Origin of the sequence: Symbiopectobacterium sp. (assembly GCF_051710365.1) — a bacterium.
Taxonomy (GTDB): Bacteria; Pseudomonadota; Gammaproteobacteria; order Enterobacterales; family Enterobacteriaceae; genus Symbiopectobacterium.
This window is the reverse complement of sequence record NZ_JBPETA010000014.1, coordinates 1-16364: the sequence shown is the minus strand read 5'-3', so window position 1 is coordinate 16364 and position 16364 is coordinate 1. Positions and strand designations below refer to the sequence as shown.

Annotated in this window: 11 protein-coding genes; 4 read left to right on the top strand and 7 right to left on the bottom strand. The window is 47.9% G+C overall.

The annotated features are described in order from the left end of the window. Nucleotides 1–3 precede the first annotated feature (3 nt). From fliI to fliF, 4 genes are read right to left on the bottom strand one after another with little or no spacing between them, the layout of a single operon-like run. Nucleotides 4–1374 (bottom strand): flagellar protein export ATPase FliI, encoded by a 1371-nt coding sequence (fliI, locus tag ACTBDZ_RS02415; protein ID WP_438814110.1) that lies wholly within the window; start codon nt 1372–1374, stop codon nt 4–6. Further along, nucleotides 1374–2075, bottom strand: coding sequence for a flagellar assembly protein FliH (gene fliH / locus ACTBDZ_RS02410; RefSeq protein WP_438814097.1), 702 nt, complete (start codon nt 2073–2075; stop codon nt 1374–1376). Before fliH ends, fliI begins: the two co-directional genes overlap by 1 nt. Then, nucleotides 2068–3060: a flagellar motor switch protein FliG gene (gene fliG / locus ACTBDZ_RS02405; RefSeq protein ID WP_438814096.1), complete on the bottom strand. Its 993-nt coding sequence runs from the start codon at nt 3058–3060 to the stop codon at nt 2068–2070. The genes fliH and fliG overlap by 8 nt, the downstream gene beginning before the upstream one ends. Further along, complete coding sequence (gene fliF, locus ACTBDZ_RS02400; protein WP_438814095.1) at nt 3057–4793, bottom strand: flagellar basal-body MS-ring/collar protein FliF; 1737 nt, start codon at nt 4791–4793, stop codon at nt 3057–3059. Before fliF ends, fliG begins: the two co-directional genes overlap by 4 nt. A 332-nt stretch (nt 4794–5125) precedes the next feature. Here fliF and fliE point away from each other — a divergent pair, with 332 nt between their 5' ends. Next, nucleotides 5126–5440 (top strand): flagellar hook-basal body complex protein FliE, encoded by a 315-nt coding sequence (gene fliE / locus ACTBDZ_RS02395; RefSeq protein WP_195312443.1) that lies wholly within the window; start codon nt 5126–5128, stop codon nt 5438–5440. 106 nt (nt 5441–5546) lie between these two features. Here the strand turns inward: fliE and fliT are convergent, their stop codons facing one another. The 3 genes from fliT to fliD are packed head-to-tail and all read right to left on the bottom strand — an operon-like array spanning nt 5547 to nt 7772. After that, nucleotides 5547–5918, bottom strand: coding sequence for a flagella biosynthesis regulatory protein FliT (fliT, locus tag ACTBDZ_RS02390; protein WP_438814094.1), 372 nt, complete (start codon nt 5916–5918; stop codon nt 5547–5549). After that, nucleotides 5919–6332, bottom strand: coding sequence for a flagellar export chaperone FliS (fliS, locus tag ACTBDZ_RS02385; protein WP_438814093.1), 414 nt, complete (start codon nt 6330–6332; stop codon nt 5919–5921). It abuts the gene before it with no gap. Nucleotides 6333–6347: 15 nt separating this feature from the next. Next, nucleotides 6348–7772 (bottom strand): flagellar filament capping protein FliD, encoded by a 1425-nt coding sequence (gene fliD / locus ACTBDZ_RS02380; RefSeq protein WP_438814092.1) that lies wholly within the window; start codon nt 7770–7772, stop codon nt 6348–6350. Nucleotides 7773–8035: 263 nt separating this feature from the next. On the opposite strand from fliD, the gene ACTBDZ_RS02375 reads away from it, so the two are divergent. The 3 genes from ACTBDZ_RS02375 (at nt 8036) to ACTBDZ_RS02365 (ending at nt 16157) form a co-directional block, all read left to right on the top strand. Next, complete coding sequence (locus ACTBDZ_RS02375; RefSeq protein ID WP_438814091.1) at nt 8036–8929, top strand: flagellin N-terminal helical domain-containing protein; 894 nt, start codon at nt 8036–8038, stop codon at nt 8927–8929. Nucleotides 8930–9105: 176 nt separating this feature from the next. Beyond that, on the top strand, nt 9106–12618 hold the full coding sequence (locus ACTBDZ_RS02370; RefSeq protein ID WP_438814090.1) for an O-linked N-acetylglucosamine transferase family protein: 3513 nt from the start codon (nt 9106–9108) through the stop codon (nt 12616–12618). A gap of 65 nt (nt 12619–12683) precedes the next feature. Next, the gene (locus ACTBDZ_RS02365; RefSeq protein WP_438814089.1) at nt 12684–16157 is read left to right on the top strand and encodes an O-linked N-acetylglucosamine transferase family protein; all 3474 of its coding nucleotides are present in this window, start codon (nt 12684–12686) and stop codon (nt 16155–16157) included. The last annotated feature ends 207 nt before the right edge of the window (nt 16158–16364 follow it).

Here is a 16364-nt window from a genome sequence, read left to right as displayed (position 1 = left end):
CTCCTACTCGCTACGGGGAAAAATGACGTTTAAAGCCTGACAAGAGGCTTCATAACCACTGCGTTCAAACATGCCTTGCTGCAAAAAATCCTGAAGCTGTGGGTAGAGGCGAATGGCCTGGTCAAGCGTCGGATCGCTGCCCGGCGCGTAAGCCCCCACGTTTATCAAGTCCCGGTTACGTTGGTAACTGGAGAGTAACTGCTTAAACAACCTTACCGAGGCGTAGTGCTTCTCATCAATTAGCGCGGTCATGGCGCGGCTGATTGACGCTTCAATATCAATGGCCGGATAGTGACCGGATTCGGCCAACTGGCGCGACAGGACAATATGTCCATCCAGAATAGCACGCGCGGAGTCCGCAATCGGGTCCTGCTGGTCATCACCTTCGGTCAGCACCGTATAGAACGCGGTAATCGATCCGCCGCCGTGAATACCATTACCCGCACGTTCAACCAGCGCAGGGAGTTTGGCGAACACCGACGGTGGATAGCCTTTGGTGGTCGGTGGCTCACCGATAGCCAACGCAATTTCACGCTGTGCCATGGCATAACGTGTCAGAGAATCCATGATCAGCAATACGTGCTGGCCGCGATCGCGAAAATCTTCAGCAATACGCGTTGCATAAGCGGCTCCCTGCATACGCAGCAGGGGAGAGACGTCCGCAGGCGCGGCGATGACCACTGAACGCGCTCGCCCTTCGTCACCCAGTATGTTTTCAATAAAATCTTTCACTTCGCGACTGCGTTCGCCGATCAATCCGACGACGATAACGTCTGCTTTGGTATAGCGTGCCATCATACCCAGCAGTACGCTTTTACCGACACCGGAACCGGCAAACAAGCCCATACGTTGGCCACGGCCCACGGTTAACAGTGCGTTGATGGCGCGTACACCCACGTCCAGTACATCTTCAATCGGTGTACGCTGTAGAGGGTTAAAAGGCGTAGTCATCAGCGATGCGCGATAGCCGGTTTCCGGGGGTGGTAAGCCATCAAGCGGTTTAGCGCTGCCATCAAGAACGCGACCAAGCAACTCGGGCCCTAAAGGCAATTGCTTCCCTTGCACCACACCCTGCGTCGCGACACGGGCATAGACTCTCGCACCCGGTGTGATGCCTTCCATTTCTTCCAGTGGCATCAGGAACAGGCTCTGACCGTTAAAGCCAACTACCTCGCACTCAACTTCATCCGTTTTAGTGCCCATGTGGCGTTCAATCAGGCAGGTGGCGCCCAAGGGCATTTGTAGTCCTGTAGCTTCCAGCACCAACCCGGTCGCACGCTTTAAACGCCCGTAACGACGCACGGACGGTGTCTCTTTGATGCGCTTTTCGAAAGCGTCCAATTCGGCAAACCAACGTGCGAGGTGATGGGTCATCATAACTCTCCCGGCGCGGCCAATCGGCATAGCTCATGCCAGCGCGTGGCGAGGCTGGCATCGAGATCGCCTTCCTCTGCGCTCACTTTGCATCCGCCTGGATGCAGTTGACCGTCGGCGAGCAATCGCCAGCCGTGCTGTTCCAGCGTGGGTCCAAGCGCTGCTTCTACGCGCTCGAGATCGCTGGGGTTGACCCGTAATTGCGCTTTCCCACTGAACAGCGGCTCCTGCTGGATCAATTGTTGAATCTGATGCTGCAACGCGGTGCCATCGCACAGCGGTGCCTGACCAATAATCTGTTTCGCAACGGTCAAGGCTAATTGCGTCAAGCGCGCTGGAATAGCGCTGTCCATAGCATCCAATGTCTGCTGGAACGCACTCACCAACTGCTGCATATGCTCAATCATCGGCTGCTGTTGCAGCAAGGCATCTTGCGTACCAGCAGTCAGCCCTTCCTGATACCCTGCGTCATAGCCTTGTTGGCGTCCCTCGGCAAAGCCTGCTTCGCGCGCCTGCCGCATGGTCTGCTCACGCATACTTTCCAGTTCCGCCTCAAACGAGCGGAATTGATCCACCGACTCTGGTGCTGCTTCTTCCGGTTCGACAACGTCGATTTCCGGTTCAGGCTCGACATCAAACGGGGATGCCAAGTCTTTCAGCTTCCAGGGCTTCCAGGCCATGTTGTCAGCGGCATCAGACATAAGCATCCTCGCCGCCACCGATGATCATCTCGCCGCTGTCGGCCAGACGACGCACAATAAGCAGGATGGCTTTCTGTTCGTTTTCCACTTGAGACATGCGAACCGGGCCGCGGGTCGAGAGGTCGTCGCGCAGAATTTCTGCAGCACGCTGCGACATATTGCGCAGGAACTTCTCGCGCAACGGCTCGTCGGAGCCTTTCAGTGCCAACAGCAGCGATTCGGATTCCACTTCTTGCAACAGGCGCTGGATACTGCGATCGTCCACATCGATAAGGTTTTCGAACAGGAACATTTCGTCGATGATTTTTTGTGCCAGTTCGCCATCGAACTCGCGCACAGCATCGATAACTGCCTCTTCCTGCTGGCTCTTCATCAGGTTGATAATCTCGGCCGCAGTACGAACACCACCCATTTTGCTGCGTTTTACGTTCTGACCATCCAGCAAGCCATTCAACACTTCGGTCAGTTCTGCCAACGCTGAAGGTTGAACGCCGCCGAAGGTGGCAATACGCAGCATGACATCGTTACGCAACCGCTCATCAAACAGTGCCAGAATATCCGCAGCCTGCGCCCGTTTTAAATGCACCAGGATGGTTGCAATAATTTGTGGGTGCTCGTCGCGAATAATATCCGCGGCAGTTTGCGGCTCCATAAAGTTGAGGGTTTCGATACCGACGCTTGTTTCGCGGCTTTCAAGAATATCCTCCAACAGGCTGGATGCGCGCTCTTCGCCCAGCGCTTTCACCAGCACCGAGCGCAGATAATCACCGGCATTGACGCTCAATGCGGCGTATTGTTCTGCTTCCATCTCGAACTCTTTGAGTACTTCTGCCAACTGTTGCGGCGAGACTTGGCGCAGATTCGCCATTGCCGTACTCAAATGCTGCACTTCACGCGTTGAGAGGTGGGTAAATACCTCTGCTGCGCGATCTTCGCCCACGGTCATCAACAAGATGGCGCTCTTTTCTGTGCCTGTCATACTCATAGCTCAGTACTCATCCATTGGCGAATCACCAGGGCGACGACGCGCGGATCGTTTTCTGCCAGATCGCGTACAAGCTGGCTTTGCAACTCGGTGTTGATGCGCTGTTGTGAGCGACGTTGCAGTTCTTCTTCGTCTTTGCTCAGCTTAACTATGACATCGTTAGAATTGTCGCGCATTTGTGCCGCTGCATTAGCCGCAGCCAGCTGTTCTTCACGTTTCTTGAATTGCGGTCTGACCAGCTTACGCCAAACGATCCAAGCGACAAGAAGAACCAGAAGCCACCGTCCGACTTCAACCATCAGCTCGAAGAAGGCCTGTTTCTGCCAGAAGGGGAGTTCGCTGGCAGCATCACTGGTAGACATAAACGGTGTGTTGACAACGTTTAATGAGTCACCACGCTCTGTTGAAAAACCCATGGCTTCGCGCGCAACGGTGTCAATTTGCTTTATCTGCTCTTCCGACAAGGCGATGGGCTTACCGTCTTCCACTGGTGGCAGATAGTTGACTATAACGGCAACAGAAAGACGTTTAATGCCTCCGGTGCTGTGTTTGGTATGCAGAATTGTCTTATCAACTTCGTAGTTTGTTGTTGCATCATTACGTGAGTTTGACGTTTGTATAACCGAATTACCTTGCGCGCCCGTAGCTGCATTTTGATTCTGCTGATTGGCCTGCTGCGGGTTCTGGTTATTGTTTTGATTTTGGTTCGCGTTGTTAGCATTAGCGGCGTTATTTGCCGGTGTTGCTATAGGCGCTGTGGGTGCCGGTGCCGGCTGGTTAGATAATGCACCAGGGACGCCCCCCACGTTGGGTCCACCACGTTGCTCACTTTGACTGGTTTGTTGTGATCGAATAGCTGCTTGATTTGATGCAGAGTTGGGCTGGTATTGTTCATCGGTTTGTTCACGTGCGGAAAAGTCGACTTGTGCTGTCACTTGTGCATGCACGTTACCGCCGCCGACAATAGGGGCAATAATGGCTTCAATACGGCGCTGATACATAGACTCGATTTCTGTCACATATTTCAGCTGTGTCGCATTTATATCGCGTCCAGCGGCACCCGCGGAGGTGAGCAGGCGGCCCATCTGGTCTACAACGGTGACGTTATCGGGGGGCAAGCCGGACACGCTGCTTGAAATCATGTAGACGATGGAGTTGATTTGCCCTTCATCCAAGGCACGGCCCGGTTGCAAGTTCAACGTTACGGACGCAGAGGGTGCCTTCTGTTCGCGAACGAACAGTGAGGGCTTAGGTATCGCCAGATGCACTCGTGCTGTTTGCACTGGTCCGAGCGTTTCAATGGTGCGTGACAGTTCGCCTTCTAGCGCCCGCTGATAGTTGATCTGCTCGCTAAATTGGCTGATACCAAACTTTTCCTGATCGAGCAATTCAAAACCAACCGCCCCTCCTTTGGGAAGTCCCAGTTGAGCTAGGCGTAAACGGGTTTCATACACGTTTGTTGAGGGGATCAGGATTGCACTGCCACCTTCAGCAAATCGGTAAGGGATATTCATTTTTGTCAGTTCGCTGACAATGGCTCCACCATCACGGTCATTGACGTTATTGTAGAGCACCCGGTAATCAGGGCCTTTTGCCCATAGTACCATAGCGACAACAATTGCAATTGCAGCGGCCGCCGCAACTAACAGGGGAATTTTAGGATTGGCGCGCAAGCGGTTGAGTATCTCGCCAAACCCTTTTCCACCGGACATAAAACCGGTTGCGGCGTTCATACTCGTTCTCTGCTTGGTTGTTGAGCGATAAAATTAACGTTGGTACGTAACAAAACAGCACTCCCTGATTGCGCAATCGTTAATACGTGCACCTACTTTTGTTGTCAGCATAGTATTATTTTCCGTAACGGCAAAAACGATGCTCCGATAAGGTGGCATTTTCCCCGTCTTTTACGTCTTTTAGGATAAGACTGATATGGTATTTTAGTGCACTGTGTTAATCGGGTGATTTTTGTGCGATAGCAAAGTGGAGCAATAAGCTCCTTGTCACGAAATCATTTGCGAAAGATGGCGCTGTTGTGGGGCATTCCTGTCGGAAAAGGTGAGAGACAATGTCAGTTCAAGGTATCGAGAGCGTAGTGCAGCAATTGCAGGCTACCGCGTTACAAGCGGGGAACAATCCTGGCGTTAAACCGACTATCGAGCCTGGTTTTGCGAGTGAGCTAAAGTCTGCATTGGATAACATTAGTGGAACTCAACAAGCCGCACGTGAGCAAGCGCAAAAGTTCACCTTGGGTACACCGGGCGTTGAATTGAATGATGTGATGGTGGATTTACAGAAATCCTCAATCAATATGCAAATGGGTATCCAGGTACGTAACAAGTTGGTTGCTGCTTATCAGGAAATGATGAGCCTTTCCGTCTGAGTCAGTATCTGGCGAAACCGAGTTGGTAAGCTTCAGTGCAAGAAAAAACCATTCCAACGACGTCAGAATGGTTTTTTCTTGCACGCGGCAAATTGCCCTAGCACCGTCACTCTTGAGGATTAATATTGCCAGGAATAACACCTTGGGGCGAGAATTCACCATAGGCGGCATTGACACTATGCTGCTTAACTAATGTTTGCATTAATGAACTCATCTCATCCATGCGTTTTTGCAGTAACTCTTTTATTTGCGCTTCACTTTCTACGATTTCTCGCAAAATTTTGCGAAATTGCAACTGCATTACACTGTCCAGATTATCGGGAATCGGCATCTTGCTCAGATTCTCCACCGACTGAATGTATATAATCTCTTGTTCGACCACTTCATCCCATGCGCCGTTGTTAGCCAGAGCCAATATATGTCGGCTCAGTAGCTGAAGCTGCTGATAATCCTTAAGCAGTTGCGAAGGCGTTGTCATTTATGCTGCTCCGCTCTGTACCGTTTGCGGTGTAGGGCCAATCTGGCGCCAGGCATCAGAGATGCTATTAAGCAATGTTTCAACTTCGTCGATAACTTTTGCATCATTATGCAAGTTAGCAATCATCAAACGTTGAACCATGTAATCATAAAGGGCGGCAAGGTTCTCTGCCAACTCACCGCCTTTTTCTATGTCTAAGCCCGCTTTAAGGCCATTCGTGATGATATCGATAGCTTTGGATAAAGCGTAGCCTTTACCAACAATATCATTCTGCTGTAATAAAATCCGCGCACGGACCAACGCACTGCGCGCACCGTCAAAAAGCAGAACAATGAGCTGATGTGGGCTGGCGCTCATCACACTGCTTTCCAGGCCAACTTGGGCATAGGCCTGGCTGCCATTTCTGCTGTACATCAGTGGCTTTCTCCATTAACTACGTTTGTTTAAGGCAGCGAATTGTCTTGTCAGATAATCGCTGGTGCTATCCATTTTAGAAACCAACGTATCCAACTGGGCAAACTGCGCTTTATAGCGCGCAATGGTATCTTCGATACTTTGCTGAGTGCGATCGTAGGTTTTTTTAATGGTTTTCAGCGTCGCTGCAATACTGTCTTTAGCGGTTTGGATTGCCCCTTTGCTGGAATCAAGAACGTTGTCTAAATAATTAGTGACTTGCGTAGCGTAGCCGGTGGTTTTTCCGTCGCCAACGAAGAAATCTAATACCTGACTGGAATTATCTGTCAGTGCAGTTGTTAGCTTATCGCTATCAATCTCAAGCATGCCGGTTTTGGGGTTTTGTTTAACGCACATTTCATTGAGCGTACTGATATCCATACCGCTCTGAGCGGAGGAGATTTGTGTTTTCAGTGAGGTCTGGATACCACGGACAGTGCTGTTACCAAGCAATACGCCGTTACTGGTGCTTTGTGCATCAGAACCAGGATCTACCTCTGTGTATTTGGTCAAAGTACCAATTGTAGTCTGCAGTGCATTGTACGCATCGACGTAATTTTGAACGGCTGTCTTCATCGGCGCAATATCACTGGCGATTGATAATGTCTCTGATGAATTCGTCGCTGTTTGGGATTTCAATGTTAATGTAACGCCATCAATAGCATCAGAAATCGTGTTACTTTGGCGCTCAATCGTCATGCCATTAAGCTTTATTGACGCATTTTGCGCGGCAGTCTGCTGCGTCATTGCACCACTGCCAGCACCTGTATCGGAGGTATAATTCAATTTGCTATTCAGCGTGTCATCACCGGTGACGCTGATAGTCATCTTAGCATCGGTGCCAGTGTCTTTGGCCGTGATAGACAAATAATAAGTATCGTCATCCACTTTGATGATACTCGCACCAACATTGCCATTAGCCTTATTAATTGCATCACGGATGCCCACTAATGATGTCTGGTCATCGGTCAGTTTGATTTCAAGTGGTTTATCCTGACCTGGCTGGCTGATAGTCAGGGTCCGGGTATTGTTTTCTGTCGCTGATCCCTGCTGTGCTGTATTGCTGGCAAATTCACCCGAGATCAAGGATTGCGCGGTAGCAAGTGTCTTCACTTCTACACTGTAATTGCCGTTAGTTGCTTTGCTATCCGTTGTTGCTGTGAAAGCGGTATTGGTGCTGCTGACACTGGTTTTATTGATACTGCTTGCTTTGGTCAATGCTTCTGCGGCAGTGTTCAGCTTTTCTAGTGCACTCTTAAGGGTGTCAAAGGCTTTATCTCGGTTTTCGTAAAGCGTTTGTTGTGCCTTTATCGGGGTTAAGCGAGTCTGTTCATTGGTTGTTAATTGCGAAAGAATATTGCCCATTCCGCTGGTGTAACCTGTGAAGCTGATGCTTGCCATGGTAATTCCTTATGAATAAGTTAATGCCTTTAGAAGCTTATCGGCAAATAATGAACAAAGTTTAGTATAATCTTTCAGCAGAACTGAGATGGCACGATGGCATCCGCTACAGCGTATTTTAATCAGTAATCCACTTCGAAGGAAATTTTAAAAAATCATTAAAGCTTCTGAAAGGAGTGCCGATATCAGGTAGGACGGTGATGAAACCGTGGGCGGCAGACGCTGTCCTCCTAACTGACTTGAATTGAAAAAGGAATACAACTATGGCAGTGATCAACACTAACAGCCTGTCGCTGGTAGCACAAAATAACCTGAATAAATCTCATTCCGCACTGGGGACAACTATTGAACGTCTGTCTTCAGGCTATCGCATCAACAGCGCTAAAGATGATGCTGCTGGTCAGGCGATTGCTAACCGTTTCACCGCAAACATCAAAGGTCTGACTCAGGCTGCTCGTAACGCGAACGACGGTATCTCAATCGCGCAGACTGCTGAAGGTTCTCTGAACGAAATCAACAACAACTTGCAACGTATCCGTGAACTGTCTGTTCAGGCACAGAATGGTACTAACTCTGCATCTGACATCGACTCCATCCAGTCTGAAGTTAACCAACGTTTGGAAGAAATTGACCGCGTTGCTTCTCAGACTCAGTTCAACGGTATCAAAGTGCTGTCCAAAACCAGCGCTGATACTTCTATTTCCATCCAGGTCGGTGCTAACGATAGCGAAACTATCAGTATCACCCTGAAAGGCAACTCTGGCTGGAACAAATTTGATTCTGCTGGTTCTGCCGCTGCTTCTGGTGGCCAGATTACTGTTTCCGGTACCGGTACTGCTGATGGTCAACGTCAAGTTGGCGCGAAAGGTGTTGACGTTCTGGATACTACCGTATTGGCTGATGTGGACGCTGCACTGAAAGCCGTTGATACTCAACGTAGTGATCTGGGTGCGATTCAGAACCGTTTCGAATCTACCATCACTAACCTGAACAACACCGTAACTAACCTGACTGCTGCACGTAGTCGTATTGAAGATGCTGATGTGGCGACCGAAGTGTCTAACATGAGCAAAAACCAGATTTTGCAACAGGCTGGTACTGCTGTATTGGCAAACGCCAACCAGGTTCCGCAGACTGTTCTGTCTCTGCTGCGTTAATTGCTATACTCAGTTTTCAAAGCCAGCCTCCGGGCTGGCTTTTTTTGTTTTAAAGCACAAGTTTTTATTTTTTTACGTTAGTGCCGGATAAACGGCTAGAAGAATAACGTCCTTGCTGGATTGTGTGTGTATCAAGGTTGATAGTCTACAGATAGGTTTAATTGGGAGTTGGTCAAATGGCGGCTTTAGACAGTAAGTTGGACAACAAGAACAATAGTGACGCAAAGAACACCACGGCTGAGGACATTGTTCCAACCCCAATGGAACGAGTCTATGGTTCGGTTGAACATATTCGGGCTGTTTCGTGGCTGTACTGCATTGACACTGTGCCAGCTGAATATTCGCGTACTTTAGTGCTTGGGTGTGAAGACGGATTAAACTTACTGCCTTTTGCCACCGCTTACCCTTCTGCGCAGATCGTTGGGGTTGAATTAGCATCAGAGTCTCTCCCTGAAAAACAGAAAAATGCAGATATCCTGTTGCCGACCAACCTACATCTTTACAGTTTGTCTCTGGAGGCATTACTGGGCAACTCGTGGGAGAATTTTGATTACATCATTGTTCAGGGGAGTTTTTCTCTGCTTGCCAATGAAGTGACCGATCTCTTGCTGGCGTTTTTCCAACAAAAGTTGAGTGCGAAAGGCATTATTGCTCTAGATTGGTTTTGCCAGCCTGGAGCTAAATCCATGGAGGCACTACGCGATGCGATCCAACTTCACAGTTGTCGGAGGGAAAATTTTACCGAGCAAGTCGAGCAGGGAAAAGCGATGTTGTCTTGGCTTAACCAGGTATCCCCGATGTCAGCTGCTACCGAAAGCCGTCTTGACTTACCTCTGAAGAAAGCGAATGCACTGTCAGACGATTTATTCACACACTATTTTCTGGAAAGCAAAAACGAATCCAGTTATTTAGTCGAATTTAATAACCGTATCGAAAATTGCGGTTTGGCCTACGTGGGTGATGTGAGGCCTGAAACAGAAACGCCCGATTTTTACAACAAAGCGTTAGATGAGCGGTGGCAGAATATCGCCTTTGGATGTGGAAAGGTGATGGGTCAGCAATATTTGGATATTGCAGTAAATCGTAGTCAGCGTTTTAGTTTATTGGTATTGCAGAGTAGGGCTCCAGAAGTATCTGAGCAGATTGATTATTCCCGATTGGCGGATATGCGTTGGGCTGGAGGGTTCCGCCGTCAGACTTCCGATCTTCGTGTTATTCATAACTCGCTCGCCAGTCATGATGGTGTCGCTGTTTCTACAGACAATATTCTGACGATGTGTATCCTTGACACCCTCGGAGATGCTTGGCCGTATAGTGTCAGCTTTGACCAGCTCGTCTTTCATTGTCGATTGCCAGATGATGATCCAGAATCACCTTTTTCGGCCGATCTTGAGAAGAAAATAATTAATGCACTGAAAGCGTTGCTGAATAAAGGCATCTCAAGCCTCCATTTTCAGTTGGACAAAGATCGCCACAGTTTGTGCAATGAGCACCATGTTGCAGCTAGCGAGAGTGTTAAGCTCCAGTTGCAGAGTGCGCCAGGATCGCTGTCTGTCATTAATCTGTGGCAAGAAGTGGTGGGGCTTACGGAAGAAGAACGTGAACAACTGTTACTTCCAAGCTTAACCCTTACAGCAACCAACCGAACGTTGGTTGACAACCTACACCATAAAGGTGTGTTAAACGCATCTGCACTGGGCTGGAAACGCTATTATCAGCAGGTCGCGCGCAATGCAGAATTGGTTGATCTTAATCGAGTACCTTGTGCGTTATTACTGTTCTCCAGCGATGTTTCGGCAGGGGGATTCTATACTCGCACTTTTGAACTTCTGGCCAATGAAACAGACACAAACGCTGCGAATCAGGATGAAGACTCGATAGATGGTGAGTTGGTTGTTGAAATCAATAGTCTTCTGATTAAAAGTAAAAATGAAAAAGCGATCGCGCTTGTAGAGCATGAACGAGAGCGACTTCTGAAAACGATAAATGGTTGTTATTATTTATCACGATTTTATCGGCGGGTTGCGGATGATGCATCAACTGCACTGATGCTAACGCGTATATTATCTTATAACTCAACGAGTTTATTTGTTTACTCAGAGTTGGCGATGGCGCTCTACCAACACCGAGTGTTTTGGACTGCAGGGCGGTTAGCCCGTGCAATTTTGCGCTGTAACCGGAAAAGCTCTCCAGATTGGTTTTTGCTTGGACTCTTACATAAAGAGAGTAAAACATTAGATCATGCCGAATACTGTGCACGACAGGCGATAGCATTAGTGCCGAATAGTCAGCAAATCGTTGGTCTATTGGGGGGATGCCTTTGCGAACAGGCAAAGACCGATGAGGGAATTGCGTTTCTACGTAAAGCGATAAGAGATCCGATTTCTGATTACTATGTCTACAGCCAATTGGCATTTATTCTTTCTCACAGTAAAAATGCGACTGCCCAAGAGCTTATGGATTGTCATTTGGCCTATGCCAAAGGAGAAATGGCATGGGCCGCGCATCAGACGTTCGAAGGTTATCGACCTCTCGACAAATCTTTCGATAGGAAACTGCGTATCGGTTTTGTATCTGGTGACCTTAGAGATTGGCATCCAGTGGGCTTTTTTTTCACACCGATTTGGGATAAGTTAGATCGGAAACAGTTTGAATTATACTGCTACAACAACAGCCCCTCCTATTTGCGCAATGCGGGTACGGATCACTTCGAAGCAACCGCAGATGCCTGGCGAGATATTCAACATGTCAACCCAATTGAATTAGCCGAGATGATAAAGACGGATAAGATTGATATATTGATCGATCTTTCTGGGCATACCGGGTACAACCGGTTAAGTACCTTTGCGTTAAAACCCGCGCCGATACAAATTTCTTGGGTTGGTTATCATGCTACCACGGGATTGCCTGTAATGGATTATTACGCGACTATTTTCCCTGTGGCGAAAGATCCCGTGATTGAGGCGCAATTTACGGAAAAATTGATCTACCTTTCTCTGCCGAATAGTTTTGACAACAAGGAAGCCACGATACCTGTCAACCCATTGCCCGCACTTAAGAACGGCTATTTCACCTTTGGCAGTTTCAACCGCCCGAATAAGATCAATGATGATGTGTTAGATGCGTGGGCGGAGATATTAAAACGCGTTCCAACGTCAAGAATGCGCATTGGCAACATGCCGAGTGCTATTTGGGCTCACATTCTTGAGAATTTGCACCGCCGAGGTATTGATATCAATCGAGTTAAACTATTTGAAAACATGAGTTTAGAACATTATTTTCAGGCGCATAACGACGTCGATTTGTTGTTAGATACCTTCCCATTTAGCGGCGGCACTGTCACAAATCATGCTGTATGGATGGGGGTGCCAACCATTTCACTGGCGGGTGAGACACTGGTGTCACGTCAGGGGGCATCCATTATGCAGTCTTGCGGATTGTCGGCGTTTATTGGGTACAGTAAAGACGAATTCATCGAAAAAGCTGTGCTTTGGTCGAGTAAAACTAACGAACTCAATGCCATTCGTCTTAGCCTGCGCGATCGTGTAAAAGCGGCTAGCGATGGTGCTGGTAAGGTATCGGTTTCAGACTGCGTGGGGCAGATGTGGCGTGAATGTTGGCGGCGTTATTGTTTAGGGCTGGAACCTGAGAGTTTTTCAGTCGGGCACCCTTACTCAGCGGATCAATAGTTGCTATTGAGCAGCTATGCCACCGTAAAGCGATTGGACTAATGAATTAAGGATATCCGCTTAATATGCAAGATAATTCTGTTGACCTTGTTAATGTTGCTGATGAAACAGTGCATCGCCCACAAATTGAAACGTCATATGCATCGCCGGTACATATCAAGGCGGCGGCCTATTTATACGGTATCCATACGCCTGCAGTAGAAAAAGCCAGAGTACTTGAACTGTGCTGTGGTGCAGGGGATAACATACTGCCGTTTGTACTTGCTTATGAAAAGAGTCAGGCGGTTGGTATTGATCTGGATGATGCGCTGATTAGCCAAGGACAACATGCATTACGCACAATGTCAGTGCCAAATCTTCAGTTGGCGACCGCGGGAATTGATGAATTATTAAACAGTGATTTGGGGGAATTTGATTACATCATCATTCATGGTCATTTCTCTACGATCAATAATGCAATGCGCTCGGCGCTATTAGAGTGGGTTAAGCTGCATTTAACGCCCAAAGGGATAGCTTGCCTGGCATGGAGTACTTATCCCGGCTATAAGGTTGTTGAAGTATTGCAGGATGCGCTGCAATTGCATAGCAGCCTGGCACAAACGCCAACAGAACAACTTGATAGTGCTCGTGCGATGCTAACTTTCATGTCTCTGGGACTGGCTGCAAAAAATACATTAAGTGAACCAATGCGTGAGCTGGTTAAACATGCTGAAACCAGCTCAGATTTAGCCTTGAGTCTGAGGTATCTTCAGGGCTTGAATGAGCCATGCTATCTACTCGATTTTCATGCTATGGCTGCCGGTGCTGGATTTGCCTATGTAGGGGATCTTCTGCCTCATACCGAGATTGCGGGATACTATGGTGGTGACGTTGAGAAACTGCATAATGCAATATGCCCGGGTGATAACAAGTTGCTGGGTCAGCAATACCTGGATTTTGCTGTTGGACGTAGCCATCGTTTTAGTTTGTTAGTGCCTGAACAGCGTGCAAAGGACATTCTGCCAACACCTGATTTAGCGCGGTTGACGCATTTTCATTGGGCGGGGAGTTTTCAGCGAGGTGTAACTAACGAAGGCCATGTGGCCAATGCGCATTATTCTGGCAGTGGTGTTGTTGTGCATATCAATCATGATTTAGCGCTGAACATGATGGATGTGATCAGTGATGCCTGGCCCTACAGTGTCAGTTTTGATCAATTGGTGTTTAATACCCGGGCGCCAGAATATGATAAAGAAGATAAGCAGCATCAGCAGGATGTGTTGGATGCGCTTACAATGCTTTTTCGCAGTGGAATCGATGGATTGCACTTTAGCCAGGAACAAGGGCGTTATAATAGTAGCTCATCGACATCAGTACAGCTCCTACCTTGTGTTGCTGCCTTATTGCGGGATAACGTACCCGCGCATACCGCTATCGGTGCTTTCAATCTCTGGCATGACAAGATTACGTTTACCTTTACTCAGCAAGAACAAGATTACCTGAGGCTGCTGTTATGCCAGAAATCTGACCTGCCACTTGAAGCTGATTGCTACGAGTTCATGGAGCGTCTACGTATAGCAGGCGTGCTGTGGGGGAGCGTCCCTGCCTGGCAACATTATTTTCAGCAACTGTTGCAAGCATGTTCATCAAAGAGCGAGCGCTATCTCGGGGCATTGATCATGTATTGCAGTGAAACCAGCGTCGGGGGATACATCAGCCCGGATTCAGAAAAAGTGAAGAAGTCTCACCACAGTAAACGAGTGGCTGATGCTAGGTCAGTCGATAAAAAGGTACAACAGCAAATTAGAGACCTTATCAGTATTAATGATTATGCGGCGGCTCGGAGCAAGGCTAAAGCGCTGGTCGAAGAAATGCCATCGAACATGTATTGCTGGTATCTGCTCGGGCAAACAAACTTAAAGACGGGTGCATATGACGAGGGGCTAGCTGCCTTGATGAAAACATTGTCGATGCATGCTACGAGCTGGAGTGTATACCTGGATGCTGCTTATGCCTTTTGGTATAGCTATCGACACTACTATGCCGGGCGTTTGGTACGCAAAATATTGCGTTGCGATCTTCGTAATGCAGGGGCATGGAATATGCTCAGCACCTTGTATAAAGACAGCAATGAAATGGCCCAAGCTGAATTTTGCGTTCGAAAAGCAGAACAATATGCGCCAGAAGAACCTAACATATTAAACAACCTGGCCAACCTGCTCAGCTCGCAAGGGCGGATGAGTGAAGCTGTGGACTGTTTTCGCCGTATGCGTGCTATTGCTCCTGATGACTGTGATTTATATAGCAGCTATCTTTTCACGCTGCTACACGATGTACGGGAAACGCCTGAGTCACTTTATGCAGAGCACCGAGGGTATGGTGTATTGGTAGAGCAACGGGCACAACAGTATCATCGGCATTTCATCCCGAAAGGAACACGGGAACCTGGGCGTAAATTACGCGTCGGTTTTGTTTCTGGAGATCTATGGAATCACCAAGTGGCGAATTTCTTAAGGCCAATTTGGGAGAGTATCAATCGGGAGCACTTTTCGCTTTATGGCTTTGCCTCATCAAATAAGTACGACAATGTTACGCAGTCCTTTGAGCAAACTGCTGACGGATGGCACGCTGTGTATCGCAAGAGCGATATAGAGTTAGCTGAGCTAATCCATGAGGAACAGATTGATATTCTGTTTGATCTTTCTGGTCATACTGCGCGTAATCGCTTGTCTATGTTTGCGTTTAAACCTGCTCCCATACAGATAAGCTGGATTGGTTGTCCTGGCACCACAGGAATGTCAGCAATGGACTATTTCCTTATTTTTAATTTGGCTCCGGGAACGAAAAACTTCCAACAACAATTTGTGGAAAAGCTGGTTTATCTGCGTAGCGAACTTCAATTTAAAAGTGTGGACAATAGCCCTGAAGTGAACGAATTACCTGCTATAAAACGTGGGGGATTCACGTTTGCTAGCATGAATCGTATACAAAAACTTAACGATTATATTTGCGATGCATGGGCCCAAATACTCAAGTCGGTGCCCGATAGTCGAATGATTATCGCAGGTCTCTCCGGTAAACAAGACATTGCCATTTTGCGCGCTAAATTTGATAGCTATGGAATAGCATCATCTCAACTTGTTTTTCATGAAAGGCTGTCGTTAAGTGAGTATCTGGCATTACATCATGAAATTGATTTATTGCTTGATACTTACCCTTACTCTGGAGGGACAACTGCCAACTATGCGCTTTGGATGGGGGTGCCGACACTCATGTTGACGGGTGAAAACTACCATACATGGCAAGGTGTTGCTGCATTAAACGCACTGGGCTTAGACGGATTTGTCGCTTCTTCAAAGCAAGAATACATCGAGCAAGCCATTAGCTGGTCAACTCGGCTTGATGAACTGAATCAATGCCGGCAGGCCTTACGGCCTCGCTTCAAGGCGATTGAAAAACAAGGCGGGTCGCCCTCACTGTACTTTGAGCAAATGATGCGAAGCGTCTGGATGAATTACTGTGATGGTAAACCTGCGCAAGCATGTGCATTCGGGTATTGATAAGTAGAGTAATCACCGCTCAAAATGTTATTATGTGACAAGGACCTTTGAGTTGTGATGTATGCTGGCAATGACATCTCAATGGCTTTGTTGAATAAATAGAAAGTTTGGGTAATCATCGGAACAGATCACCATAGTTGTTTCAAAATCAGGTCTCCATGGCAAAACAAAATTTTAAAATCACTAACTGGCCCTCCTATAACAAGG